The sequence below is a fragment of the Prosthecobacter fusiformis genome (genome assembly GCF_004364345.1).
Lineage (GTDB): Bacteria > Verrucomicrobiota > Verrucomicrobiia > Verrucomicrobiales > Verrucomicrobiaceae > Prosthecobacter > Prosthecobacter fusiformis.
This window is the reverse complement of sequence record NZ_SOCA01000005.1, coordinates 208,668-234,408: the sequence shown is the minus strand read 5'-3', so window position 1 is coordinate 234,408 and position 25,741 is coordinate 208,668. Positions and strand designations below refer to the sequence as shown.

Below are 25,741 nucleotides of genomic sequence, written 5' to 3'. Positions count from 1 at the left end.
GAATCTCGTTTACACATCATCATCACCATCGTCCCCTCCAGATTTCTGGCCACGGAGTTTGGCTTCCATGAAGGCATCCAGGTCTCCATCCATGACGCCTGAGACGTCGCTGGTCTTTTCCCCGGTGCGATGGTCTTTGACCATTTGATAAGGCTGGAAAACGTAACTGCGGATCTGGCTGCCCCAGCCGATGTCGGTCTTCTCGCCATACTGGCGGGCGATTTCAGCCTGGCGTTTATCTTCTTCGATCTGGTAAAGCTTGGCCTTGAGCATGGCCATGGCCTTCGCCCGGTTTTTGGGCTGGGAACGCTCCACCTGACAGGCCACGATGACGCCTGAAGGAATGTGGGTGATGCGGACCGCAGTTTCCACCTTGTTCACGTTCTGGCCGCCTTTGCCGCCAGCCCGGTAGGTATCCACTTTCAGATCATCATCGCGCACCTCGATATCAATGTCTTCCTCATTGTCAGGAGTGACATCAATGGAGGCGAATGAGGTGTGCCGTTTCTTGGCTGCATCAAAGGGGGAGATGCGCACCAGTCGGTGAACCCCACGCTCCGCCTGGAGAAAGCCATAGGCGTTTTCGCCCAGGATTTCCAGAGTGGCTGAGCGCGTGCCGATGTCGTCGCCTTCTTGATGGTCGATGATCTGTACCTTGTAGCCACGGCGTTCAGACCAGCGCACAAACATGCGCATTAGCATGTCTGCCCAGTCACAGGCTTCCGTGCCACCCGCTCCGGAATGAACCGTCAGGAACGCATTGCCATGATCAAAGGGGCCTTTGAGAAGTAGCTCCAGCTCGTAATCCGCGATGGCCTTGCTCAGGGCATCAAATTCCGTCTGCACTTCGCGATAGCTTTGCGTATCTCCCTGTTCTTTGGCCAGCTCAATGAGCACGGGGAAGTCCTCCACGCGGGAGTCCAGCTCACCCAGGGGCGAGATCTGCTTTTTGATCACGTTAGCGCGATCAATCACTTTCTTGGCTGCATTCTGGCTGTCCCAGAAGCCTGAGTCGGTCATCTTATGTTCGAGCGCCGACAGCTCTTCGGTGAGTTTCGGTAAGTCAAAGATACCTCCGGAGTTCGCTCAGGCGGCCTTTAAGGCTTGCCACGTCGAACGCCTGGAGGTCGGTCAGGACGGACTTGTTGGTCGTTTCCATAGACATGGCTGATAGGACATGGCTCCTGAGGTTGCAACCAGAATTGAAGTTTCATCCTTCTTGCATGGTGACCTGTTTATTTGGGCACGCGAAGAATCCACAGCTCCACGAGATGCTAGCAAGCTGTTACCGTAACGGTCATCCGTTGATTGTAATTGATCATTCCCGGCGTTTATGAAAAGCTCTGTAGAACCAACCCTGTACATGAAGTTACCTCGCACCTTGCTCGCCGCCCTTGCGGCCACCGCTCTTTCCAGTCACGCCCAGCAGGTCTGGGTGGAGGCCGAATCCTTTGCCAGCCCTGGCGGCTGGATGCTGGACACCCAGTTTATTGACATCATGGGCTCGCCCTACCTGCTGGCCCATGGCATGGGCACGCCGGTCAAAGATGCTGAAACCGAAGTCGCCATCACTGAACCTGGCAGCTACAAGGTCTGGGTGCGCACGAAGAACTGGGTCGGCCCCTGGGATGCTCCAGGAGCTCCTGGGAAGTTCCAGGTCAGCGTGAATGGCAAAGTCTTGGACAAGGTGCTCGGCACCGAAGGCAAAGACTGGCTGTGGGAAGAGGCCGGAACGGTGGAACTGAAAGGCAACGCCAAGCTGGCTCTGGTGGACAAGACCGGTTTCGACGGTCGTGTGGATGCCATCATCCTCAGCAAGGATGCCTCCTTCACCCCGCCTGCTGACTTCGCCGCAACGAATTCTCTGCGTAAGAAGTCGTTAGGCCTGCCCGAGGTGGCCCCGGAGACTGAGGAATATGACCTCGTGGTCGTCGGTGGCGGTTATTCCGGCATGGGCGCAGCCATCTCCGGCGCACGCCAGGGCTTGAAAGTGGCCTTCATCCAGAACCGCCCCGTGCTTGGTGGCAATGGTTCCAGTGAAGTCCAAGTCTGGGCCATGGGCGGCACCCGTCGTGGTCTCTACCCGCATCTCGGCGAGATCGTGGAAGAATTCGCCGACCGTGCCAGCAACAGCCCGGCTGCCAATCCTGAGGAGTTCAATGACAAACTCAAAGAGGAGGTCGTGAAGGCTGAAAAGACCATTGATCTTTTCCTCAACACTCACGTCTATGCCGTGGAAATGGAAAAAGGCGAAGTCGCTGATAAGAAGATCCGCAGCGTAACTGGCCTGGACACCAAGACGGGCAAGGAAACACGCTTTCGCGGCAAATTCTTCAGTGATTGCACCGGCCACGGCAGCGTCGGATTCCTCGCCGGAGCCACCATCATGCAGGAAGAAAAAGGCCGCATGGGCATGAGCAACATGTGGGTGCTGAAAAAATCCGCCCATCCAAAAGAATGGCCCGCCACTCCATGGGCGCTCGATCTCAAGCTGGAAGACTTCCCGGCACCCCGCGTGCTGGAGCCTGTCGGTGTGAAAAATAAGGCCAATATGACAGGCTTTGACCTCGGTTACACACCTGTCGAAAACTCCGAAGACTACCTTCATGGCGAATGGTTCTGGGAGAGTGGTTTCGACCAGGACCCCATCAATGGCCTGGAGCGCATCCGCGATTGGAACTTCCGTGCAGTCTATGGCGCAGTCACCTCTCTGAAAAAGAATGATCCGCAGAAGTATGGCAGCTACGACATGCAGTGGCTGGCTTACGTCGGCGGCACTCGTGAATCCCGCCGCATCGTTGGCGATCTGGTCCTGCCAGGTGAAGACATGGTCAAAGGAGTTATTCATCCAGACGCCTGTGTGCCCACGACTTGGGACCAGGACCTGCATTATCCGAAAGAGCAATACTCTGTGAAGTTTCCTGAAAACCCCTTTATCTCCCGTGCCCAGTTCGGTAAGCACACGGACCGCAAAAACGGTTATCCAGTGCCTTACCGATGCCTGTATTCCAAAGATATCGGCAATCTTTTCATGGCTGGTCGCAACATCAGTGTGGACCGCTTTGCCCTGGGCAGCACCCGCGTCATGCGCACCTGCGGCATGTTTGGTGAAGTGGTGGGCAAGGCTGCCTGGATCAGCGTGCGTCACCACACCACCCCGCGTGGTGTTTATGAGCAGTATTTGGACATCCTCAAGGACCTCATGAGCCAGCCTGGAGCGATGCGTCGTGACAGCCTGGAAAGCCCCCTTTACATGCCCGCAAATGCCAAGGCACTGCCTGAAGTGGCCAGCGACACCATTGATCCAAAAACCCTCGAAGGCATCGTCATTGATGATGAAGATGCAGAATTCACTGGCAAGTGGACCCAGGCTGAAAGCCTGAAGCCCTACGTCGGTTCCCACTTCAGCTATGGCCGCGAAAAAAACGCCAGCGCCCGTTTCTCCTTTGCTGTTAAAGAAAGCGGCGACTACGACGTGCGCATTTTCTATCAGCCCCACGCCAACCGCGCCAAATCCGCCCCAGTGACCGTGCTCAGCGCAGAGGGTGAAAAAGAAATCAAGGTGGATCAGACCAAGCCTGCTGCCAACCTGAACGGTGCGCACAGCCTGGGCACCTTCAAGTTCAATGCGGGAGAAGAAGCCGCTGTTATCTTCCGCACCGAAGGCTCCGAAGGCAATGTCCATCTGGATGCCGTGCAGGTCGTGAAAAAGTAATCTCTAAAGAGAAAAGGCCGGTTTCCACCTTGGGAACCGGCCTTTTTTATATTCTTCACACCCGGAGGCGAACCAAAATTCTCCTCACGCAATTAGCGGCGGATGCATGTCAAAACGCGGAATGCGTGCGCACACAGGCCGCCCCTGAGTTGTGGTACCAAAAAAAGATCCCGTGGCTGAACTCTCCGCCTTGATCACATGATACGAGTTGTAGCTAAAGGTCTGGCCCGGCTCCAACTTGGGAAACTGGCCCACCACGCCATCACCTTCCACCACAAGCGTGTCCCCATCCGTATCCCGGACGATCCATTTACGCCCAAAGATATTGACCGTCTCCTGTGAATCATTGTGGATGGACACGTGATACACAAACGGGTGCGGCCTGTCAGGCGGGGCCGGACGTGTCGGATCATACTGGATATCATCCACGGTCACGGACAAGCCAGTGAGATGCTCGAAGCGGACATTCATTCTATTCTCAGAGTAAGGGCAGGTGGCTAAACGTCAAGACATGGTATAGCAACCGTAGTCCACACTGGATCGCTATTTCCGGCGTTATAACTTCGGGAAATGGAAAACAGCGCCACCACTGATGCGCTTGACCTTTGACAGGCTTGCCCTTTGACTGCCAAACCGATGTCCCCTCCACCCATCCTCACGATAGCCGGCTCCGATTCCTCCTGCGGGGCAGGGGTTCAGGCAGATTTGAAGGCCATTTCGGCCCTGGGGGGGTATGCACTCAATGCGCTCACCAGTGTCGTTTCAGAGACTCCAGGCAGGGTATCCATCGTGCGATTGCTAGACGCAGAACTCGTATCGGATCAGATCCGCATCCTTTTTGAAGGTTTTCCCATCGCTGCTGTGAAGACCGGCATGCTGGGCGGACTCACTCAGGTGGAAGCCGTGGTGAAAACCTGGCAGTCCATTGCCCCTGTCGGACTTCCTCTCGTGGTGGATCCCGTCATGGTCGCCACCGGCGGTGGTAAACTCCTGGAAGACGATGCCATTGATGCCGTCCGCACCTTGCTGCTGCCCCTCGCCACCGTCATCACGCCAAACATGGACGAGGCTGCCGTCTTGTGGGGACGCCCCGTCACCACACGCGATGAAATGACCGCCTGTGCCCAGGATATGTCCGCTGAATTCGGCACTGCCGTGCTGCTAAAAGGCGGTCATCTCACCGGCTCCGCAGCCGATGTGCTCTGCATCAATGGCGAGCTTACCTGGTATGATACTTCGCGCACCCCTGACGTGCAGACCCATGGCACAGGCTGCACTTATTCCGCCGCCATTGCCACCGGTCTCGGCCTCGGTTTGCCCTTGCAGGAAGCGGTCTCACAGGCCAAGCGATACATCAGCGCCGCCATTGCCGAATATTTTCAATGGAATGGCAGCCATGGCACCGTACATGCGTTGAACCATTTGAAGAATTCCTCCTTATGAAAAAAATGCTCGCGTGCCTTTTGCTCGCCGGGACAGCCCTCGCGGAGGACTCCTCACCTCAGGGCGTGACGGCTCTTCCAGAAAAGGTGGAATCCGTGTCACAGGCAGCGGTTCAATCCGCCTTTCAGATTCTGCGCAGCGAATACATTCGCGGGGACGATCTAACCTTTGATGAGCTAAACCGTGCCGCGTTTCAGGGCCTCCTGGAACGCATGGAACTGGGGGCCGAACTTGTCAGCAAAGTGGATGCTGAAAGGCCGTTGATGAAGCGCGGAGTCCTTTCCGAAATGCTCACCCCCGAGATATCTTACCTGCGGCCCTTGAGCTTTGCTGAAGAAGAGGTCCCTCAACTGGAAACTCAGTTAAAAAAGAACGTCCAGGAAAAAGTCCCCTACTTGATTCTCGACCTGCGCAGCCCTGCCCCTGCCGGGGAATTCACCACCGCCGCAGGAATGCTGAACCTGTTTTTACCACGCGGCGAACTGCTCTTTAAATTGAAGCAGGTCGGTCGGGAGGATGCCCAGCTTTTCATCGCCAACCGCGATCCCATATGGACACAACCGCTCATCGTCTTGGTAGATGCAGAAACCTGCAATCTGGGCGAAACCATCGCCGCAGTTCTTCAGGATCGCAAACAAGCCCTCGTCATCGGTGGCAAGACTCGCGGTGCCACTGTGCGCTATGAAACCCTCCCCCTCGATGGTCAGTGGTTGCTGCGTTTTGCCAGCGCCGAGATGCTGTTGTCTGGAGACCGCGCCCTCTTCCGACAGGGGTTACAGCCCGATTTCCCATTAGACCTGCCGACCGCTTCCAAGCGCCAAATTTTCGACGCCGCCGGTCCGGTCAAGGAACGTCTTTTCGACCAAAGCCGCATTCGCTACAATGAAGCCGCCTTGATCTCCCGGAAGAATCCCGAACTGGATTCTTACATCCGCCGCAGCGCAGGCGAGATCCTCACCGATGACCGTCCCGCCCTGCGGGATACCGTCTTGCAGCGCGCCGTGGACATGCTCAGTTCTCATACCCATCTACATAACAATCGCCTCAAATGGCCTACCGTGAAATCTCGCCAGCCAGCCAGCACCCCGCCGACCGTCAAAAAGGCGCAACCCGTCACGCCCCCATGATCCCCGAGACTGTCGAAACCACTGTCACCATTCAGAGCCAGCATTGCGCCCGTACCTGGCACGCATCCCTGCCCAATGGCCGCAGCGTCATGGCCTTTCGTTCGGAAGAAGATGCCCCCATCCTTTTGGATCCCGGCACGCAGGTTCCAGCCCGCCTCACCGTCGCCGATTTCTCCCGCGCCGAGTTACTCGTCTGATTGTCCTCCGGCCAAGCTCGTGAACCCGCGTGCAGAAGCCTCTTGCCGAGGCGTGCAATCCGCCCATGCTGGGAGTCCTATCATGCGCGTTCTGCTCACCACCACCAGTTACCAAGACACCCCCGGCGACCATCATGCTTTGCTCGAGTCGCAGGGCTTTGAGATCCATCGTGAACGTGGCCCTCTTCCTGAGAGCAAGATGCTGGAACTCGCTGGCGACTTTGATGCCTTTCTCTGTGGTGACGACGAAATCACCTCCGCCGTTCTCGACAAAGCACTGCCCCGTCTCCGCGTCATCAGCAAATACGGCATCGGTCTGGACAAGATCAATGTGGAAGACTGCACCGCACGCAAACTGCCCGTCCTCTTCACCCCCGGTGTCAACCACACCACCGTAGCGGAGCACACCTTCTGCCTCCTCCTCGCCCTCGTTCGCAATCTCGTGGACAGCGCCAATTCCGTCCGTGCCGGTCAGTGGAAGCGTGTTACTGGCAATGAGATCTGGAATAAAAAGATCGGCATCGTCGGTCTCGGCCGCATTGGCCAGGAAGTGGCCAAACGCGCCATCGCCTTCGGCATGGAAGTCCACGGCATGGACATCTACTGGCCCGAGGCTTTCGCCAAAGAAAACAACGTCACCCGTCACGAGACCATCGAGAGCCTCATCGCCTCCATTGATGTCCTCAGCCTACACGCCAATCTCAGCGAAAGCACCCGCCACCTCGTGCGTGCCGACCGCATCGCTCTGGCCAAACCCGGCCTCCTGGTGATCAACACCTCCCGTGCCGAACTCGTGCACATGCCAGACATGATTGCTGCCCTGGATGCCGGAACCGTCGGCGGATACGGAACCGACGTTCTCGATGAAGAACCACCACCGGCTGACCATCCTCTGCTGAAGCATCCGAGGGCGCTCATCACCCCGCACATCGGCTCCCGCACCTATGAAAGCGTCCCCCGCCAGGCCATGCGCGCCACTCTCAATCTGGTGAATTACCTCAATGGCGAAAAGGACGTCATCCAGGCCAACAAGTTTTAGCCGTATCCCGGTTTCATACGCCAAAGTGCCAACGACCCCAGCTTCACCGCTGGGGCCGTTGTCTTTCCGCCCAAGATCTCACTCGGAGATCATAAAAAACGCGGATGGCCTTTCAGCCACCCGCGCTCATGAATCTACGAGTTTAAAAACTCGTTTACCTCTTAATACCGGTAATGATCCGTCTTGTAAGGCCCTTCAACCGGCACGCCGATGTAGTCGGCCTGATCCTTGGAAAGCACGGTCAGCTTGACGCCGATCTTGGCCAAGTGCAGGCGGGCGACTTCTTCGTCCAGCTTCTTCGGCAGCACGGTTACGCCGATTGGGCGGCTGTCCTTGGTTTCCCAAAGCTCGATCTGGGCCAGAGTCTGGTTGGTGAAGCTGTTGCTCATCACGAAGCTCGGGTGGCCAGTGGCGCAGCCGAGGTTCACGAGGCGGCCTTCAGCCAGCATGAAGATGCTGTTGCCAGCAGGGAAGGTGTACTTATCGACCTGAGGCTTGATGTTCAGACGCTTGACGTCAGAACGGGCGTTCAGTTTGTCCACCTGGATCTCATTATCGAAGTGACCGATGTTACAAACGATGGCCTGGTCCTTCATCTTCTCCATGTGCTCCAGGGTGATGATGTCCTTGTTGCCCGTAGTGGTGACGTAGATATCGCCATAACCAAGGGTGTCCTCAATCGGCATCACGCGGTGACCTTCCATGGCGGCCTGAAGGGCACACACAGGGTCGATTTCCGTCACGATGACCTGGGCACCCATGCCGCGCAGGGCAGCGGCACAGCCTTTGCCCACATCGCCATAACCGCAGACGACGCCGACCTTGCCGGCGATCATCACATCCGTGGCGCGCTTGATGCCGTCCAGAAGGGACTCCCGGCAGCCGTAGAGGTTGTCGAACTTGGACTTCGTGACGCTGTCGTTCACGTTGATCGCAGGGAAAAGCAGCTTGCCTGCCTTGGCCATTTCATAGAGGCGATGCACACCGGTGGTGGTCTCTTCGGAGACGCCTTTGAGATCCTTGACGATCGTGTGGAAAATGCCGGGCTGGTTCTTGGCGATGTCCTTCAGCAGGTCCTTGATGACCTTCACTTCGTGGTTGTCCGAAGGGGTGTTCACCCAATCGTCACCGTTTTCCATTTCATAACCCTTGTGGATCAGGAGGGTCACGTCGCCGCCATCGTCCACGATCAGTTCCGGGCCTTTGTCTCCTGGGAAGATGATGGCCTTCCAGGTGCACCACCAGTATTCTTCCAGCGTCTCACCCTTCCAGGCGAAAACAGGTGTGCCAGTGGCAGCGATGCCCGCCGCAGCGTGGTCCTGGGTGGAGAAAATGTTGCAGGAAGCCCAGCGCACGTCAGCACCCAGCTCCTTCAGCGTTTCGATCAGCACACCCGTCTGGATGGTCATGTGCAGGGAACCTGTGATACGAACGCCAGCGAGGGGCTTCTTCGGACCATATTTCTCACGGGTGGCCATGAGTCCTGGCATTTCGCTTTCGGCGATGTCGAGTTCCTTGCGGCCAAAATCGGCAAGGCCGATGTCTTTTACTTTATAGTCGGACATGTGTGTGTGTCGTGGTTCAGTTAGGATGAAAATAACAAATCATCGCATCAAGATGCGTTGATATGTTCCTGAATAAAGGCGTGGTGTCAATGAGGTATTTCTCTCCGCAGCCATCCCGCCAGACACTGTTTGGCTGAAGGCGCGATTGCCCCGCAATCTGCCTTTCACTCAGTCCGCGTCCTTCATCACGGATCCCTCTCCGGGCCAGATTTATACCAGCCGCATTCTCTTCCGTAGCAGCCATTCCGCCGTTAATAAAACGATGACCGCGCCGAACCACCACCAGCTTGACCACAGCAGCGTTTCCGCCACCGTTGTTTGTTTGCGATCCAGTGTTTGGAGCAAATTGGGCAGCTCAGTAGCCGCCTGCTCCTCACGTAAAAATCTCCCGCCGGATGTCGTGGCCATCGCCTCCAGCAGCGGGCGGTTCATCGTCAGGGTCGCCCATTCAGGATTCCCAGCATCTGCCACGCGCAGGGAGAGACGCAGGTCGCTCTGCATCGCCGTCGGGCTTTCCGCGACAGCGATCTCATAAGCACCAGCCTTCAGGGGCGGCGTCAGTGCCCGGTAGATGCCAAAGTGGGTCGGGTCTGGCTCCAGTTGCAGCGTGGCCACCTCTTTGCCATCCAGCAGCAGGAAAGCGCGTGGCTCTGCCTGGCTCACCAGTTCACCTGTGGCATTGCGGATGCGCACACGGATTTCGGACTGCTCCCCCGGCGTATATCTCATCCTGTCGGTGCCGATGGAAATCTGTTTGTTCTCCGCTTGGAAAGGCGGCGCGGCGATCCAGGCGGCCAATTGCATCCACAGTCGCTGATGGTAGAGATCCCCCACCTGGTAGCGCCAGCGCCACAGGTCATCCGTGCCGAGGTAAAGCACTGCCCCTGCACCCACCGGACGGAATATAGCAGCAGGTTTGCCCTGGGCACCGTTCGGCCCAGATTGGAAATAAGCCAGTGTGGTCGCACCAGGCTGCGCCTGCACATTGGAGGCCCAGCGCATCTCCGGCAGTGTTGGCCAAAGGGTGCTGTTGGCGCTTGGGCTATCGCTCAGCCGCAGGGCAGATTCACGTTCACCTTCAGTGCTCAAAGCCCAGGTGATTTTTGCCCCGGACACATTCGCCTCTGGCATCCAGGCCACGGGCATGAGCGCCGCAGTGTTTCCCTCTGCCCATTTTTTCAAATTTCCACGCAGCCCGTCGATGAGGATTAGCCCGCCACCCCGCTTCTCCACAAATTCCATGAGCCAGTCCGTCTGCATGCGATTGAAGCGCGCAGGGGATACATCCCCCAGCAGTACCAGATCATATCTCAGCAGCTCTTCCAGCGTCTTGGGAAAGTTCTTTTGCAGCGCCCCGTTCTGAGGCTCTTCCGCATAATCATCCAGCACCAGCTTGGCCTCCCAACGGTCATCACGGTCAAAGTGATTATGGATATAACGCGTCTCCCACCTTGGGCGCCCGTCCAGGATCAGCACCTTGCGTTTTTTCGTCAGCAGATGCAGCGCCACCTCGCGGCTGTTGTTAGCACGTGTTTTTTCCAGGCCTGATCGCTCCCCCAGTACGGCCACCTGCACCTGGAGCAAACGTAGCGTCTTGTCCCGCTCCTGGGCTGCGCCTTCGGGTAATTGTTTGACAGGAAAACTGAAATCAAAACGCCGCTCGCCTTTTCCTTCCCCCGTGAAGTTTTGCTCCCACATGACCTTGCCACTGCTGGTGATACGAACCTGCGCCGGAATGCCCACGGGCAAGGAATCGCTGATCAGCACCCGCCCCTGCAGATTCTCCTCACTGAAAACGGATTCTGCCGTCAGCACATTCAGCACACTCAGATCCGGCGGCGGCACCTCGCTGCCAAAGCCGACCGTGAATATTGGGGTTCCAGTCTGCTTCATGGTTGTCGCAAATTCTTCGGGCGATCCCGGGCCGTTGTGCTGGCCGTCGGTCATCACGACCAGCGCCGTTCCCGGAGTCACCGTTCCCAAGGCATCCCGCAGAGAACTGTCCAGATTGGTTATCGGCGCATCCGCCTGCACGTCAAAGCTGGTTGGCATCTCACCGGAGGCGTCCTTGCCCTTTTGCCGGTTCCACCAAAGACGCTGCGTCTGTTGGCCGCGTAGCAGCACCAGTTCCACATCCTGTGTCTCTGTGAGCTTTTTCAGCAGTGGAGTGCTTCCGCCCAGCAGCATCTTTTCCGCACGGGTCAGGCGGGAGTCGCTGTTGGCCACCCGTGGGCCACCGGCGGCTGATTCAGACAAAATCTCATCCTCCAGTTTCATGCTAGCGGAGGTATCCACCGCCAGGATTACCCGCCCGAGTTGCCGTTGTGTCGTTTCTTTTCTGAGTACGGGGCCGGAGAGCGCCAGCACCAGAATAAACACGGCCGCCGACCGCAGTGTCGCAGGCAGCCAGCGGGCCGCTCCGTTAAGGTGCCGTGATTCACGCCGATACAAAAACCACATCGCCGCCGCAAGCCCGACGGCCAGCACACAGATCCCCAGGGCAGGGTAGTCTCCCGTGAAGCGGAGCGTGGTTTCGGTGGTTGGATTCACAAATGCTGGGGGAAAATCTCAAAGACGCAGGCCCTCAAGTGATGCAGGCACTCCTGCCTGCTACTTTTGGCACCCACCCCTTTAGCTAACAAAATCAAAAGGGCATCAAAGAACATCGCCACAAGCCTAAACCTAACGAGAAAAATTCAACTTCCCGTCTTTGTCCAAAATTGTACGCCGGAAAACAACCTTTCCTCTTGAATAACCGGCACCTCCAAAGCGCAATATTCCATTGGTGTGAATATCATGAGATGATATTATACAGCATGTCGTTTATCTGGTTTCTTCCGTCTTCGTCCTCATCTAATTCGCCTCCATCCTTTGTCATTCGCAGGCGGAAAGGCGGACCAGCACGCAGAGTTCTTCTATTGCGTCCACATCTGTCTTTAGACCGTGGCGTCAGTTTTAACTCGCCTTGGATCATGACAGGTGTCCCCATGCATCCCCCGATGGGGATGCGTGGGGAAATGCATCCCCATCATAAAGTGTTTATAATCAAAGCATTAGGTAATTAAATCCCCAAATGGGGAAAAATAAAAAATCTTCCCCATCCCCCTCATGGCGGTAGTTGCCGACTTGAAAAGCCGTCACAATTTTGCCTTTGGCACCCTACACCTCCAGGTTGCACAGCGCCCGAATCACGCTGATCATCTCGGCCCTCTTTGGCCACCAGCCACTCCTTTCCCATGCTCGCACAACTTGACTCCCTTAAAACCGAAGCCCTCGCCACGCTCGATACCCTGTCCGATGAAGCCGCGCTGGAGTCCTTCCGCATTGATTACCTGGGCAAAAAAGGCAAACTGACCGCCCTCAGCGCAGGCATGAGAGATGTTTCGCCCGATCTCAAAAAGGAAGTCGGGGCCAAGCTCAATGAAGTGCGCGAGGCCATCACCGGAGGTCTCACCAGTCGCCAGGAGGCCCTGCAATCCGCCAAGGATGCCGCCTCTGTCGCTGGTATTGACCTCAGTCTCCCGGGTCGTCCTGGCTCGGGCGTCGGCACATTGCACCCGCTCACCCAGATCCGCGACCTCGCCGTGCGCACCCTGCGCCGCGTCGGTTTCACCCTGGCAGACGGACCTGAGATCGAGACCGAGTGGCATTGCTTTGATGCCTTAAACACCCCTGCCGATCACCCCGCCCGCAACGAGAGCGATACCTTCTATCTCCCCGATGGACGCCTTCTGCGCACTCATACCTCCAGCGTACAGATTCGCACCATGGAGACGGCGAAGTCCCTGCCGATTCGCGTGATTGCCCCCGGTGCTGCCTACCGTCGCGATGAGATTGACGCTACCCACCTCAGCGTCTTCAACCAAATTGAAGCCCTCTATGTGGATAAAGACGTGAGCTTGGCCGACCTCAAAGGCACGCTCGAATTCTTCTTCCGAGAAGTCTTCGGCCCCAAAACTGTCGTCCGTTTCCGCCCTCACTTTTTCCCTTTCACCGAACCCAGCTTCGAGATTGATGTGAAGCTGGAAGCCAAAGGAAAAGAAGCCCGCTGGATCGAGATCGCCGGTTGCGGCATGGTGGATCCCGCCGTCTTCGCCGAAGTCAGCAAAAAACGCGGCGATACCCTCTTCGATCCTGAGCAAGTCACCGGCTTCGCCTTCGGCATGGGCCTCGACCGCCTCGCCATGATCCTCCACGGCATCTCCGACATCCGCCACCTCATCGAAAACGACGCCCGCTTCCTCCAGCAGTTTTAATGACTAGGGCACCCCGTTTTACAGGATTAACAAGATTTCACGATTAACAGGATTTCTCTTTGGCTTATGACGATTGACCAGCTCACCGAAAGCGTGATTGGCATGGCCATGGAGATTCACCGCCTGATGGGTCCTGGATACAACGAATCCATCTATCATCGAAGCCTGGAGGTGGAACTTGCCGCTGCCAACATTCCTTTTGAATCCGAGGTGCCAATCAATGTCTTTTATAAAGGTAAAATCGTCGGTAAATTTGAAGCCGACATGGTTATCACAATTGGTAAGCAGCTTCTGATTGAACTCAAATCCTGCGAAACCATCGTCAAGGCCCACGAAGCTCAGACAGTGAACTACCTCACCGCAACCGGCATAGATGACGGTCTCATTCTTAACTTCGGTGCCCCCAGCCTCCAATTTAAACGAAAATTCCGCCTCTACCGCCCCCGCCAATCGTCCAACGACCCCTTCGATATCCAATAACAAGAAAACCAAAATCCTGTTAATCCTGAAATCTTGTTAATCCTGTATAAAAGGCCCGCCCCGCACCCCCAGCCCCCTTTCCCCCCCTGTCTCCCATGCAAGTTTCCCTCTCCTGGCTCAGCACACATCTTGACCTTAGCGCTTACTCCACGGCCCAGCTTTCGGACCTCTTAACCTTCGCCGGCATTGAGGTGGAAGGCATTGAGGAAACCGGCATTGCCTCCGACAAGGTAGTCGTCGCGCAGATTGACTCCTTTGTGCAGCACCCAAATGCAGACAAGCTCAGCGTCTGCCAAGTGGATGACGGCTCCGGCACGCTGCGCCAGATCGTCTGTGGGGCCAAGAACTTCAAGCAGGGCGACAAAGTCCCCCTTGCTCTCCCCGGTGCTATTCTTCCCGGCGGTTTCAACATCAAAGAAGGCAAACTTCGTGATGTCGTCTCCAACGGCATGATGTGCAGCGGCAAGGAAATCGGCCTTGGCGAAGACACCGGCGGCTTGCTCATTCTTGACCCCTCGCTGCCTACCGGCAAGCCACTGAAGGAAATCATGGCATCGGACACGGTCTTCGATCTCGAGATCACTCCGAACCGTTCCGACCTCCTCAGCCACCTCGGCCTGGCCCGCGAGCTTTCCGCCCTCACTGGCCTGCCCCTGAAGGGCACCCGCGACCACACTGCTGCTGACTCTAAAACCCGGCCCGCCCAGGAAAATGAAGTCACCCTTCAAGCTACCGACGGCTGCCCGTATTACACCGCCCGCATCATCAAAGGCATCAAAGTCGCTCCAAGCCCGGACTGGCTCAAAGCCCGCCTGGAAAGCATCGGTCTGCGCCCCATCAATAACATCGTGGACATCACCAACTATGTCCTCATGGAAATGGGCCAGCCCCTGCATGCCTTCGATCTCGATAAACTCCAGGGAGGCATCATCGTTCGCCGTGCCGCCGAAGGTGAAAAGATTCTCGCTTTGGACGGCACCGAGCCTGCATTGCTCCCGGAAGACCTTGTCATCGCCGATAGCCAGCGCCCCATCGCCATTGCCGGCGTTATGGGCGGTGAGGAAACCGGCGTGACCGAGGGCACCGTCAATATGCTTCTGGAGAGCGCCTACTTTGCACCTTCAGGCATCCGCCGCACCTCCCGTCGCCTCGGCATTCATTCCGATTCCAGCTATCGCTTTGAGCGCGGCTGCGATCCCCATCAGGTCCAGGGTGCCTCCGATCTTGCCGTGAAGATGATCCTCGAAATCGCAGGTGGTCAGGCTGAGGAAACCATCGCAGTGGCTGGAGTAGCTCCAGTCCTGGTTCAAGACGTGACCCTGGATGAAGATCGTGCACATCGTTTGTTAGGCATTCCAGATCTGAAAGCCGAAGAAGCTCACGCTATTCTGACCAAGCTTGGCTTGACCAAGATCGGTGGCGATGCCTCAAAAACCGTCTGGACCATCCCCAGCTATCGCCTGGATCTTGTACGCAGTGTTGACCTCGTCGAAGAGGTCGCACGTGTTGTCGGTCTGGACCGCGTGCCTTCGCGTTTCACCGCTGTCATGGCCAGCGGCGATGCCACTGACCGTCAATATGACCACGTCATGCAGATCCGCCAGGCCCTGGCTAACCGTGGCTTGAACGAAGCCCAGACTCTGCGCCTCATCTCCACCGCCCAGATCAGCGACAGCCTCGGCAATGCCAACCCTGCCGCTGTCAGCGTGGCCCTGAAGAACCCCCTCAGCGAAGACCTGACCACTCTCCGCCCAAGTCTTATTCCTGGCCTGCTCGCCACCGCCGCGCTGAACAACCGCCAGGGTGCCCAGCGTCTGCGCTTCTTTGAATCTGGACGTGTCTTCTTAAAGCTGCCCAATGGCCAGACCCGTGAAGAAGACCGCCTGGCCATCCTCCTCAGCGGTCCCGTCTCCGCCAGCTCCTGGCACTCTCGCGAGCCAAAGACCGCTGACATTTTCGATCTGCGCGGCCTTGTGGAAGCACTCCCAGGCGTCACCACATTGGACACCAAGCCGCTCACTGATAACGGCACCTTCTTGCTCCACAGTGAATTGAAAGTGGGCAATCGTGTCCTTGGCTGGATTGCTCAATTGCATCCCGCCCGCGCCCGCCAGCTGGATGCGCGCAACCTTGTTTATGTGGTTGAACTTCTCCTCAGCGCTCTGCGTCAGGGCAGCACAGGTCCAGCCAAGTTTGAGGAACTGCCGCGCTATCCATCCGTCACGCGCGACGTCGCTTTCGAGCTTCCGGCCGATCTGCCTAACACCAAGGTTAGTGCCTTCTTCACCGGTATCAAAGAGCCTCTGCTCATCAAAGCAGATCTCTTTGATGTCTTTTCAGACTCCACCGGTACCAAGCTCGCAACCGACCGTAAATCTGTCGCCTGGACTCTCACTTACCGCGCTTCTGACAAGACCCTTGAGACATCCGAAGTGGACACCACCCACGCCCGGATTCTAGCTGCCTTGGAAAAAGCGCTGCCCGCCACCATCCGGCGTTAACACCGATTCCAAAGTGCTTGAAAGAATATTTTCAAGCACTGCGCAACTGTCCTTCGGGTGACGGGTTGGAATGGATGTTGTTGAAAAACACTCAGCCTATCCAATTATGAAATCACCTAAAACAACCATCTGTCTTTTGGGTCTGCTCTCCATAAGCACGACTTTTTCCATGGCCCAAGAGGGCGAACGTAAGGGGCCTCCACCCGGAGGTGAGGGGGGCGGTAACCGTCTCGGCGAGTTCCTCAAGCGTGCCGATGCCAATGCTGACGGTAAGATCAGCAAAGAGGAGTTTGGCACTATCTCCCGCGGAGGCGGTGATGACCGTTTCGCCAAGATGGACGCCAACAGCGATGGCTTCGTGGATGAAGCAGAGATGAAAGCCATCGGCGACAAAATGCGTGAAGGCATGCGTGGTCGTCCAGGGGGTGAAGGCAAGGGTGAAGGTGGTTTCCGCCGTCCACCTGAAGGGGCCCCCAAACCTGATGGAGACCGTCCAGGACCCGATGGTGGTCGTCGTCCAGAAGGTGGACCTCCACGCGGTCCTGGTGGCCCGGATGGACCTGGCGGAGCCGCGATGATGGATGAAGTCTTTGGCCGCATGGACAAGAACAGTGACGGCACGGTGGACAAGGAAGAGTATGTCGAATTCTCCAAACAGGAGGTCGAGAACCGTTTCGCCCGTGCGGATGCTGATGCTGACGGCAAGCTCACCAAGGAAGAAATGAAGGCAGGCATGGAGCGGATGCGCAATGCGATGCGTGGCCCAGGCGGTCCTGGCGGACCAGGTCGTGACGGTGGTCGCGGCCCAGGCGGACCGGATGGCGGACCTCGCCGTGGCGGCCCCGAAGGTGGTGAAGGCGGCTTCCGTCGTCCACCTTCTCAGGACGGAGACAAGGGCAGCCCACGTCCTGAATTTGAAAAAGAAGAAGCCCCTAAAAAGGAGGAAGCTCCAGCCAAGGCCGAAGCATAATCGGGTATTTATGTCCCTGATCTAACAAAGGCGGGATTTCCTTCGGGAGATCCCGCTTTTGTATTCGAGAAATGCAAGAACTGGGCAGAACTTTTCTATTATCCCTGCCTTTTATTGCTTTGCCTGATTTAATCTTTTCCTATGCGTCTCTTCGCCTCTTTGCTATTTCTTCCATTGCTACTCAATGCCCGCGATATTCCGGTCAGTGATGAGGAGGGTTTGGCGAAAGCCATCAAGGAGGCGCAGCCTGGAGACAACATCATTTTAAGGGAAGGTGAATGGAAAGATGTTCTCGTGAAGTTTAAAGGGCAGGGGACTCCTGATGCCCCCATCACCCTGCGGGCAGCGTCACCAGGGGAGACCGTTTTCACCGGAGCATCGGGGCTGCGTATTGCGGGGGAGCATCTGGTGGTGGATGGCATCTGGTTTAAGAATCCAGATCCCAGCATTGGTGACAGCATTGAGTTCCGTCTTGATTCCAAGAATCTGGCACGTCATTGTCGCCTAACCAATTGTGCTATGACGCTGGATCCGACGCTGGCGAGTAAGGATGAAAAGGAATCCCACTGGGTGGGCATCTATGGCAGTGACAACCGCATCGACCGCTGTCTGCTCAAGGGAAAAGCCTCCAAGGGAACGACACTTGTTGTCTGGCTGGGCGGTGACAATCTGGGACAGCATATTATTGAGCAAAACTATTTCGGCCCACGGGAGAAGCTGGGCAAAAACGGCGGCGAAACTATACGCATCGGCGACAGTAAAAACTCCATGCAAAAGGCATCCTGCGTCATCCGGCGGAATCTCTTCGAACGATGCAATGGCGAGGCCGAATGCATCTCCAACAAATCCTGCGGCAACCTCTATCAGGAGAATACCTTTGTCGAGGTTAGCGGCACGCTCACCCTCCGTCATGGCAACGGCTGCACGGTGGAAAAGAACGGCTTTTTTGGCAACCATGCCGGGGGCACCGGAGGCATTCGCATCATCGGGGAAGACCATGTGGTGAAAGGCAACTACCTGGAGAATCTGGCGGGTGATGAAGTCCGCTCCGGGATCACCTTCATGATGGGACTGCCGGATTCTCCTCTGAACGGTTATTTTCAGGTCAAACGGGCTCGTGTGGAAAACAACACCCTGGTCGATTGCGAGCAACCTTTCCTCATTGCACTGGAGGGAGACAAGGTACCGGGGAAACCGACGCAGCCTCCGGTGGACTGTGTGATCCAAGGAAACAAAGTTCATTCTCCGAAAGCAACCGTCATTGATGCTCGTGGAGACCTATCCGGGGTAAAATGGCAGGATAACCAATTTTACGGCAAGGAACTCGGCATTCCTACCACTGAAGGTATTGCTTGGGGCAAGGAGCCGGTCATTAAAAAGCTCACTCCTATTTTGCCTTCAGAAGCAGGTCCTGTCTGGTGGAAATGACGGATGTGGAATGATTTGGATGACACCTCCTTGACAGGAGGGACAGGCGGAGTTTGAAAGAGGGAATGTCGCTCATCGCTAATCTTTACCCCCTCATGAAACCCTGGCTTTTCCGCATGGATGCGGAGAGGGCGCATGAATGGACCACGCGCATGATGCGCCTTTCACATAGCCTAGGCTTATTGACCGTTGGACAGGAGAAAATTCCACAAAAACCGGTGGAGTGCCTGGGGCTTCGGTTTCCGAATATGCTTGGTCTTGCGGCAGGCATGGACAAGTCCGCCTCCGCTGTGGAGGCCTGGTCGGCTCTAGGATTCGGGTTTGTCGAGGTCGGCACCTTGACCCCCCGTCCGCAGCCTGGAAATCCGAAACCGCGTCTTTTCCGTCTGCCAGAACATGATGCCCTCATCAATCGTATGGGCTTCAACAACCCCGGAATTCATGTTGCCGTGAAGCGCCTGGAGAAACGCCGCACCCAAGCAGTCGTGGGCGTGAACATTGGCAAAAACTTCGACACACCAAACGAGGATGCGGTGAAGGATTATCTGCTGGGATTAAAGGCGGCTTACCGGGTCGCTGACTACATCGCCGTGAACATTTCCAGCCCGAATACCAAAGGTCTTCGCGATCTCCAGGCGGAAGATTCCATTCGCGCTTTGCTGGCTGCTTTAAAGACCGAACAGGCAAGCCTGGCGAAAGAATATGGTCAGATGAAACCGGTTCTGGTCAAGATCGCCCCGGACCTGGATGGTCAGCAAATCGAAGCGCTGGCTCGGGTATTCAATGAGCTGGCTGTGGACGGTGTGATTGCAACGAATACGACCATCAGCCGTGAGGCCGTAGCAGGTCATGCTTTGGAAAAAGAAGCTGGCGGTCTCAGCGGAGCACCGGTTAAAGAACGCTCCACCCAGGTCATCCAGGCTTTCCGCATGCTGCTCAAAGAAGGAACGCCGATCATCGGTGTCGGCGGCATTCTGAGCGGTGTGGATGCCAAGGAAAAACTCAACGCAGGTGCCCAACTGGTGCAGGTGTATAGCGGGCTGGTGTTCCGAGGGCCTGCGCTGGTGACAGATGTGCTGAAAAATGGCTAATCCAATGCTGCCTAAAATCTATGATGTCCAACCGGCTGTCATTGAGCTGGAGGCGGGCGATCATTGGTGGTGCTCCTGCGGTTTGAGCGGACATCAGCCAATGTGTGATGGCGAGCATACCGGTACCGGTATGCGCTCAAAGAAGTTCACACTGACTGAGCGTATGACCGTCCGCCTATGCAACTGCAAGCATACGAAGACGCCGCCGTATTGTGATGGCAGTCATGTGGGCTTGGAGAAGGTATAAACTTATACACCGCCGCGCTGCCGCACTGCCTCATAGAGAGTGATCGCCACAGCGGTGGCCAGATTCAGGCTGCGAGTGCCGCGCATGGGTATACGTAGGATGTGGTTGGGCTGTGTTTCCATAAGGTCGGGAGGTATACCCCGTGTCTCTGGACCGAAGACCAGGTATACGTCTTCACCCGAAGTAAAATCAGCTTCCCAATGGAGGCGCGTACCCTGTACTTCCACATAGAAAAACTGGGCATCGTTTTCCCGCTGCTCCCACATGGCTTCCCAGGTATCCCAGACCCGCACATCCACTTCTGGCCAATAATCCAAACCGCTGCGTTTCAGATACTTGTCCTCCAGGCTGAAGCCGAGGGGTTTGATCAAATGCAGCCTCGCCCCCGTGGCTAGGCATAGCCGACCCACAGCTCCCGTATTGTGGGGGATCTCAGGTTGATACAGAACAATGTGCAGCATGAATCAATACCCGTGGGCAGTTCCAGCCGAAAAGCAAGATCCGAGGCTGAACTCATCGGATCTAAGGGGGAGACTCCATTGCGTGGAGGTGAGTCTTGATGCAGAATATTAAGTGCCCTTCCGCTTGCTCCGCCGCTTGATTCTTGCTGTCGTTTTCCTGTTTCTCGTGCTGGCTGCCACCCTGACGTGGTGGGCAGGCAGCGAACTGGCGAGTCCGTCACGGCGGACTTTGCAAGATTATCATCTGGAGTTTTTAGGGGACGCGGCTGGCCATGGGATGCGGTTGGAAAAATTCACGCTAAATGATGGAACGCCCTGCCTCATGTGTCTGCCGGAGCCCACGGGTAGGCTGGGGACGCGGGGCCAGTCGATCCGGGAGCAATTTGCCAAGCGCGGTCTGCCACTGCCGAATGCCGGAGAGGTCCACGGTACGCTAGTTCTGACCCATGGGCGCAAGGGGCGGAAGGAAGACTACCTGCCGATTGCGGAGCGGCTTTGCGCAGTGGGATTTCGCTGCCTGCTGGCGGATATGCCCGCGCATGGTGATCATCCGTCTGCGCTACTGTATTATGGAGTCAGGGAGGCTGGCTTGCCAGCTTCGGTGCTGAAGGAGGCAGTCGAGAAGTTTCACTTTGCGCCGCAGCCGGCTGGATTGTTAGGCATGTCCATGGGCGGATCCGTAGCGATGTATTCGGCAGGACAGCCAGATGCGCCATGGAAGGCGCTGGCCATCATTTCCAGTTTCCACGCTTTTCAGCCTGCGATGGAGTTACAAGCATCCCGCATGGCAGGCTCATTTCTGGGCAAGCCCTGGGCCGCTGGAGCGGGGTGGCTTTATGAATGGAAAACCGGACTGCCATTAAGTGCAATTCAGCCGCAAGAAAGCGCTGCCCGGCTGAAGATTCCAACGTTGATCCTGCATGGAACGGATGACAAGATCGTGCCCATTGAATCCGGCCGGAAACTCTATGCAGCGCTACCCGAAGACATCGAAAAGCAGTGGGTGGAGATCCCGACAGCCGATCATCACAATGTGCTCATCACGGAATTCCCAGTGTATGCGACGATCTCAGAATGGATGCTCAAGCATGTGCGATAAAGAACGAGGACACTAGGGGCTCGGTTTCTCTACCTTAAACTGTGGATCATCCCATTTGAATGGCTGGCGCTGGCCTAACAAGAGATCATAAATGCCGTAATTGGCTTTCATCATTTCCTCCAGCATGTCTTTCCAGGGGCGGTCAGCGACGCTGAAGAGGCCTGTATTGTAGCTTTCACCATTGTATTTGCTGAACCAACGCCCGGTGGTGGCCTGGTCAATGAGGGTGAACCATTCGATGCCGATGACAAATCCCAGGGAGGCGCTTTGGTCGAGGTAGTTGCGATAGGCCAGGCCGCGCTCACGCTGGCTGCTGACCGCACGACCGCCGATGAGTCCGCTATCTCTGGGGGATGACCAGAAAAATTCGCTGAGGATCATTGGCTTTCCGGTGATTTCATGGATGCGGCGCAGGGCGGCGGTATCCACACCGTAGGTGTAGTAGTTATAGGACATGACGTCCAGATAGGGAGCCATCGTCGTGCAAATGAGTTCGTCCTGGATGGTGATGGGCTGGAGGCGTGCACCTAGCAGGAGGTGGTTGGAATCATGCTTGCGGAAAAGATCGTGAACTTGGGAGAAAGTGAGATCGAGAAACTGAAGAACGAAGCTTTGGACATCGGCACGGGCGGCGGCCGTAGTGACGGCGAGGCCCGCATCAACCAAGCTTTCAAAGCTGGGAGATTCGGATTTCCAGGCGAGGTTGTATGCATTGATAGTACCGTATTTAAGCTTGAGGCTGTTGATGAACTGCTGCTTGCAAGCATGCTTGCCAGGGAGTGATGGAATCACGCGAGCGAGTTCGTCATACCGAGGTTCGTTAACGATGAAGTAGCCGATTAGCAGAGGATCTGAGGCGTGTTTTGGCAGTTCACGGGCAAGGTTTTCTGCAATCTTGCCGGAGGTGGCGGTATCAAATGGATCCCAGACTTCATGGGCACCTGGGATGCGGGGGACACCTTCCCATTCGTTGATGGGAAGATGAGCCACGTATGGAAAGCTGGCTTTTTCACAAGCGGTAGGCGGCTTGGGACTGAAGGCACCGATGGAATTGAAGCCCCACTTGCGCACGCGACTGATCATGCGGGAGGAGTGGGTATCCAGGTCGTAAGGGGTGCCAAATTTGCGGATGGTGTTGGCGAGGTAGAAGGAAAAATGAGCATTGTCATCACCGGGGCGGAAGGCGGTGGCGTATTCGCTCTGAGGGGATGGAAGCCATTCATAGATGCTCTCTCGACCCTTGATGTAAGTGTAGTCATCACTGGGAGCGAAACCACAAATACCCAGATGGAAGAAGGCATTGCCGTCCGGGTCCACCAGCCAGGTTTTGCTGCCGTGCTTCTCCACATGGAAGAAGCCGGTTTTCTGGAGTCCTAGTTTTTCGATGCTGCCAGGCAGACCGCCGAAGCGGTCAAAGACGGGTGGCTTCAGGCTCGCGTAATAGGCCTCATCGGCAGCCACATCTGACTGGAGGTCAGTTTCATTTAACAGTTTGTTAGGAAAGGTGTCCTTGATGGATTGACCAAAGGCATCCACCAGTTTGGCCGAAGCAGCGAGATTCGTGGTGACTTTAAGTTTAGCGGTGGCTTTGTCTGCCGAAAACGGAACGATGCATTGCCATTGAAAAATGGGCCAGTTCCACTCGCGGTTATCGGTGAGCTGTTGAAAGGCGTAGTCGGGTGTGATGACGGTGAGGCTTTGGCCCTGGGCATTTTTAACTGCAAACTTGGTGGCACTGAGACTGGCGATGTGAGGGGCAGCGGGTTTTTCAGCAGGAAATGGAGATTCCATTTCGTCGATCTTCCAACTGCCACCTTTGGCAAAACCGATGTCAATGAGGGTGCTGACCTTCCATGAGGTGACGTCTGCGGGAACCTGTGTGAAGGTGAGGGTGATTTCATCCTGGCCTAGCAATACGGCACACTGTGCGCCGCCTTCATAGTCCACCGTGGCAGTGTTACCTGTGGCTTTAGCCTGGGTCTGTTTATGGATGACATTGCTGCTGGCATCTCGAAACTCGGGAAAGGTCAGAACAAAACTGCCGAGGCTGCCTGCGGAGATCTCAATTCCGGCGGAGGTGGTTTTCAACTCTGTTGCGGGAAGAGGCATGACTGCGACCAAGGCTAGCAATAAGATCAAGAGACGACAGATAGACATGAGGCGCAGTCTTTGATGAGAGAGTGCCGTTTGCCAAGTTTTCTTGGAATCAAATGTCATGATTCTTTTTCTGGAGCGCTTCTCCGAAAGAACCAGGGCTGATGGGGAGTTTGGGCAGGGAGATATGATCATGATTTCCCGATTCCGCTTTTTATTGGCCGTCTTTGCACTGGCTGCTGGCACCACCTTCCTGTCTGCGGAAAAGCCCGTAATGTCGGTTACTGCGGCGTTGCAGCCCTATGTGGAGAAGCAGGAACTGGCCGGTGCTGTGACTCTGGCGGCAAATTTGGAGAAGGTGCTGGATGTGAGCACCGTGGGCTATGCGGATGTGGAAGCGAAGACACCGATGGAACAGGATGATCTCTTTTGGATTGCCTCCATGACTAAACCGATGACAGCGACAGCGGTGATGATGCTGGTGGATGAGGGCAAAATTAAACTGGATGATGCGGTGGAGAAATACCTGCCTGAATTCAAGGGGCAGAAACTGGCCATCCTGGAAGACGGCAAGCAGGTGGGCACGAAGGCTCCGGCCAGGGTGATCACCGTGCGGGATGTGCTGAGTCACACCAGCGGTCTGCCGTTCAAGGCCCCGGAAGAAGAACCGACTCTGGATGCCCTACCGCTGGAAAAAGCGGTGAAGACGTATGCAGCACAGGCACTGCTGTTCGAGCCAGGTCGTGATTTTCTTTATAGCAATGCGGGCATCAATACCGCAGCTCGCATCCTGGAGGTGGTTTCGGGCATGGCCTATGAAGACTTCATGAACAAGCGTCTGTTTGAACCACTGGGCATGATGGACACGACCTTCTGGCCTAACGAATCCCAGGTGGCAAGACTGGCGAAGGCTTATCAACCCGGAGCGGATAAGAAGGGACTGGTATCCATGCTTGTTAGCCAGCTACACTATCCGTTAGGTGATCGTGCAAAGCGCTTTCCGATGCCTGCCGGGGGCTTGTTTTCGACAGCGAAGGATGTCGGTGTTTTTGGCCAGATGATCCTGAATGGAGGTGAATGGAACGGGCACCGTTATATCTCCAAAGAGTCACTTGAGGCAATGACCAGCCGTCAGACACCGGCCGCAGTGGCGCGCTCTTATGGGCTAGGCTGGGCGGTGGATTCTGACAGTGTGGGGCATGGCGGCGCTTTTGCGACGAACTTGAGCGTGGACAAAAAACACGGGCTGGTGCTGGTGTATCTGGTGCAGCACTCTGGCTTTCCGGGCGAGGGAAAGAAGGCTCTTGGGGCCTTTAAGAGCAGGGCGATCAAGGCATTTGCGAAGTGATGTAATAGCCGGCACTTCGGTGGAGATTGTCTCGCCCCTTTGAGGAAGATCACTAGCTTTTCAGTGCGAGTTTAAGGAGGGCGAGGATGCTGACGCTATCGCGGATGCGGCCGTCCTGGGCCATTTGGATGGCTTCGGTGAGGGGGATGCGCTTGACTTCCAATTGCTCGGTTTCCTCAGGAGTGGCATCGCCGAATGTGAGACCTCGGGCGACGAAGATATCGCAAACTTCATTGGTGGTGGAGTTGGAGAGCTGGACCCCCAGGAGCAGGGGCTCGATGATCGCGGCATGAATGCCGGCTTCTTCCAGGAGTTCGCGGCGGGCGCATTCCGCGGGTTCTTCGCCTGGGGGGCACCCACCTTCGGGGATTTCCCATTCATAACGTTCATGGCAGTAGCGCCACTGGCCAACGAGCCAAGTGTATCCATTGTCATCGATAGGGACGACGCCAACAGCGCGGTTTTTGTATTCGACGACGCCATAGATGCCCCGGCCTCCTCCAGGATTGATGACCTGATCCTCGCGCACGCGGATCCAGGGATTGGAATATCCCTCGCGGGTGCTGAGGGTAGTCCAGGGATTGGTGGACTCGATGGGAGAAGGGGAAACAATAGGCGGAGCCATGGGCAAAATGAAGCGGTGGTTTTTTACAAACCACCGCTTAACAACTGCTAAGCCA

21 protein-coding genes are annotated in these 25,741 nt (G+C 56.3%); 14 read left to right on the top strand and 7 right to left on the bottom strand.

Annotation, left to right across the window (positions count from 1 at the left end):
• Positions 1-9: 9 nt before the first annotated feature.
• Positions 10-1,135 (bottom strand): peptide chain release factor 2 gene (gene prfB, locus EI77_RS14910; RefSeq protein ID WP_208300368.1). Its coding sequence is split into 2 segments (ribosomal slippage): positions 10-1,071 and positions 1,073-1,135, totalling 1,125 coding nucleotides; the frame shifts between segments, so codons are not numbered across the junction.
• A gap of 228 nt (positions 1,136-1,363) precedes the next feature.
• Here prfB and EI77_RS14905 point away from each other — a divergent pair.
• The gene (locus EI77_RS14905; protein ID WP_133796088.1) at positions 1,364-3,715 is read left to right on the top strand and encodes an FAD-dependent oxidoreductase; all 2,352 of its coding nucleotides are present in this window, start codon (positions 1,364-1,366) and stop codon (positions 3,713-3,715) included.
• 84 nt (positions 3,716-3,799) lie between these two features.
• On the opposite strand, the gene EI77_RS14900 is transcribed toward EI77_RS14905, so the two are convergent.
• Entirely contained in the window at positions 3,800-4,186 is a 387-nt protein-coding gene (locus EI77_RS14900) for an ApaG domain-containing protein (protein ID WP_133796087.1), read from the bottom strand.
• A 165-nt stretch (positions 4,187-4,351) separates the two neighbouring features.
• Between EI77_RS14900 and thiD the strand changes: the two genes are divergently transcribed.
• From thiD to EI77_RS14880, 4 genes are all read left to right on the top strand, one after another.
• Positions 4,352-5,158 (top strand): bifunctional hydroxymethylpyrimidine kinase/phosphomethylpyrimidine kinase, encoded by an 807-nt coding sequence (thiD, locus tag EI77_RS14895; protein ID WP_133796086.1) that lies wholly within the window; start codon positions 4,352-4,354, stop codon positions 5,156-5,158.
• The gene (locus EI77_RS14890; protein ID WP_166647276.1) at positions 5,155-6,285 is read left to right on the top strand and encodes a S41 family peptidase; all 1,131 of its coding nucleotides are present in this window, start codon (positions 5,155-5,157) and stop codon (positions 6,283-6,285) included. Before thiD ends, EI77_RS14890 begins: the two co-directional genes overlap by 4 nt.
• A complete protein-coding gene (locus tag EI77_RS14885; RefSeq protein WP_133796084.1) occupies positions 6,282-6,482 on the top strand; it encodes a hypothetical protein in 201 nt (66 codons plus the stop codon). Before EI77_RS14890 ends, EI77_RS14885 begins: the two co-directional genes overlap by 4 nt.
• 82 nt (positions 6,483-6,564) lie before the next feature.
• Positions 6,565-7,521 (top strand): phosphoglycerate dehydrogenase, encoded by a 957-nt coding sequence (locus EI77_RS14880; RefSeq protein WP_243838868.1) that lies wholly within the window; start codon positions 6,565-6,567, stop codon positions 7,519-7,521.
• A 161-nt stretch (positions 7,522-7,682) separates the two neighbouring features.
• Here EI77_RS14880 and ahcY read toward each other — a convergent pair whose 3' ends face one another.
• Both ahcY and EI77_RS14870 read right to left on the bottom strand, forming a co-directional pair.
• Positions 7,683-9,086: an adenosylhomocysteinase gene (gene ahcY / locus EI77_RS14875; protein ID WP_133796083.1), complete on the bottom strand. Its 1,404-nt coding sequence runs from the start codon at positions 9,084-9,086 to the stop codon at positions 7,683-7,685.
• Positions 9,087-9,296: 210 nt separating this feature from the next.
• Positions 9,297-11,636, bottom strand: a complete 2,340-nt coding sequence (locus tag EI77_RS14870; RefSeq protein WP_133796082.1) for a vWA domain-containing protein — start codon at positions 11,634-11,636, stop codon at positions 9,297-9,299.
• 686 nt (positions 11,637-12,322) lie between these two features.
• Between EI77_RS14870 and pheS the strand changes: the two genes are divergently transcribed.
• From pheS to EI77_RS14835, 7 genes are all read left to right on the top strand, one after another.
• On the top strand, positions 12,323-13,342 hold the full coding sequence (pheS, locus tag EI77_RS14865; protein ID WP_133796081.1) for a phenylalanine--tRNA ligase subunit alpha: 1,020 nt from the start codon (positions 12,323-12,325) through the stop codon (positions 13,340-13,342).
• A 66-nt stretch (positions 13,343-13,408) separates the two neighbouring features.
• Positions 13,409-13,822 carry a GxxExxY protein gene (locus EI77_RS14860; RefSeq protein WP_133796080.1) on the top strand — a complete coding sequence of 138 codons (414 nt, stop codon included), beginning with the start codon at positions 13,409-13,411 and terminating at the stop codon, positions 13,820-13,822.
• 95 nt (positions 13,823-13,917) lie between these two features.
• Positions 13,918-16,323 carry a phenylalanine--tRNA ligase subunit beta gene (gene pheT / locus EI77_RS14855; protein ID WP_133796079.1) on the top strand — a complete coding sequence of 802 codons (2,406 nt, stop codon included), beginning with the start codon at positions 13,918-13,920 and terminating at the stop codon, positions 16,321-16,323.
• 106 nt (positions 16,324-16,429) lie between these two features.
• Positions 16,430-17,293: an EF-hand domain-containing protein gene (locus EI77_RS14850; protein WP_166647275.1), complete on the top strand. Its 864-nt coding sequence runs from the start codon at positions 16,430-16,432 to the stop codon at positions 17,291-17,293.
• 141 nt (positions 17,294-17,434) lie between these two features.
• Positions 17,435-18,721: a polysaccharide lyase 6 family protein gene (locus EI77_RS14845; RefSeq protein WP_133796077.1), complete on the top strand. Its 1,287-nt coding sequence runs from the start codon at positions 17,435-17,437 to the stop codon at positions 18,719-18,721.
• 65 nt (positions 18,722-18,786) lie between these two features.
• Positions 18,787-19,812 (top strand): quinone-dependent dihydroorotate dehydrogenase, encoded by a 1,026-nt coding sequence (locus EI77_RS14840; RefSeq protein WP_133796076.1) that lies wholly within the window; start codon positions 18,787-18,789, stop codon positions 19,810-19,812.
• A 4-nt stretch (positions 19,813-19,816) separates the two neighbouring features.
• Positions 19,817-20,059 carry a CDGSH iron-sulfur domain-containing protein gene (locus tag EI77_RS14835; protein WP_208300362.1) on the top strand — a complete coding sequence of 81 codons (243 nt, stop codon included), beginning with the start codon at positions 19,817-19,819 and terminating at the stop codon, positions 20,057-20,059.
• Between the two features lie 2 nt (positions 20,060-20,061).
• On the opposite strand, the gene EI77_RS14830 is transcribed toward EI77_RS14835, so the two are convergent.
• Positions 20,062-20,520 carry a tRNA (cytidine(34)-2'-O)-methyltransferase gene (locus tag EI77_RS14830; protein ID WP_133796074.1) on the bottom strand — a complete coding sequence of 153 codons (459 nt, stop codon included), beginning with the start codon at positions 20,518-20,520 and terminating at the stop codon, positions 20,062-20,064.
• 124 nt (positions 20,521-20,644) lie between these two features.
• Between EI77_RS14830 and EI77_RS14825 the strand changes: the two genes are divergently transcribed.
• Complete coding sequence (locus EI77_RS14825; protein WP_208300361.1) at positions 20,645-21,619, top strand: alpha/beta hydrolase family protein; 975 nt, start codon at positions 20,645-20,647, stop codon at positions 21,617-21,619.
• Between the two features lie 12 nt (positions 21,620-21,631).
• Here EI77_RS14825 and EI77_RS14820 read toward each other — a convergent pair whose 3' ends face one another.
• Positions 21,632-23,728: a hypothetical protein gene (locus tag EI77_RS14820; protein ID WP_133796072.1), complete on the bottom strand. Its 2,097-nt coding sequence runs from the start codon at positions 23,726-23,728 to the stop codon at positions 21,632-21,634.
• A gap of 178 nt (positions 23,729-23,906) precedes the next feature.
• On the opposite strand from EI77_RS14820, the gene EI77_RS14815 reads away from it, so the two are divergent.
• Entirely contained in the window at positions 23,907-25,061 is a 1,155-nt protein-coding gene (locus EI77_RS14815; protein WP_166647274.1) for a serine hydrolase domain-containing protein, read from the top strand.
• Between the two features lie 52 nt (positions 25,062-25,113).
• Here EI77_RS14815 and EI77_RS14810 read toward each other — a convergent pair whose 3' ends face one another.
• The gene (locus EI77_RS14810; RefSeq protein ID WP_133796070.1) at positions 25,114-25,686 is read right to left on the bottom strand and encodes an NUDIX domain-containing protein; all 573 of its coding nucleotides are present in this window, start codon (positions 25,684-25,686) and stop codon (positions 25,114-25,116) included.
• Positions 25,687-25,741 lie beyond the last annotated feature (55 nt).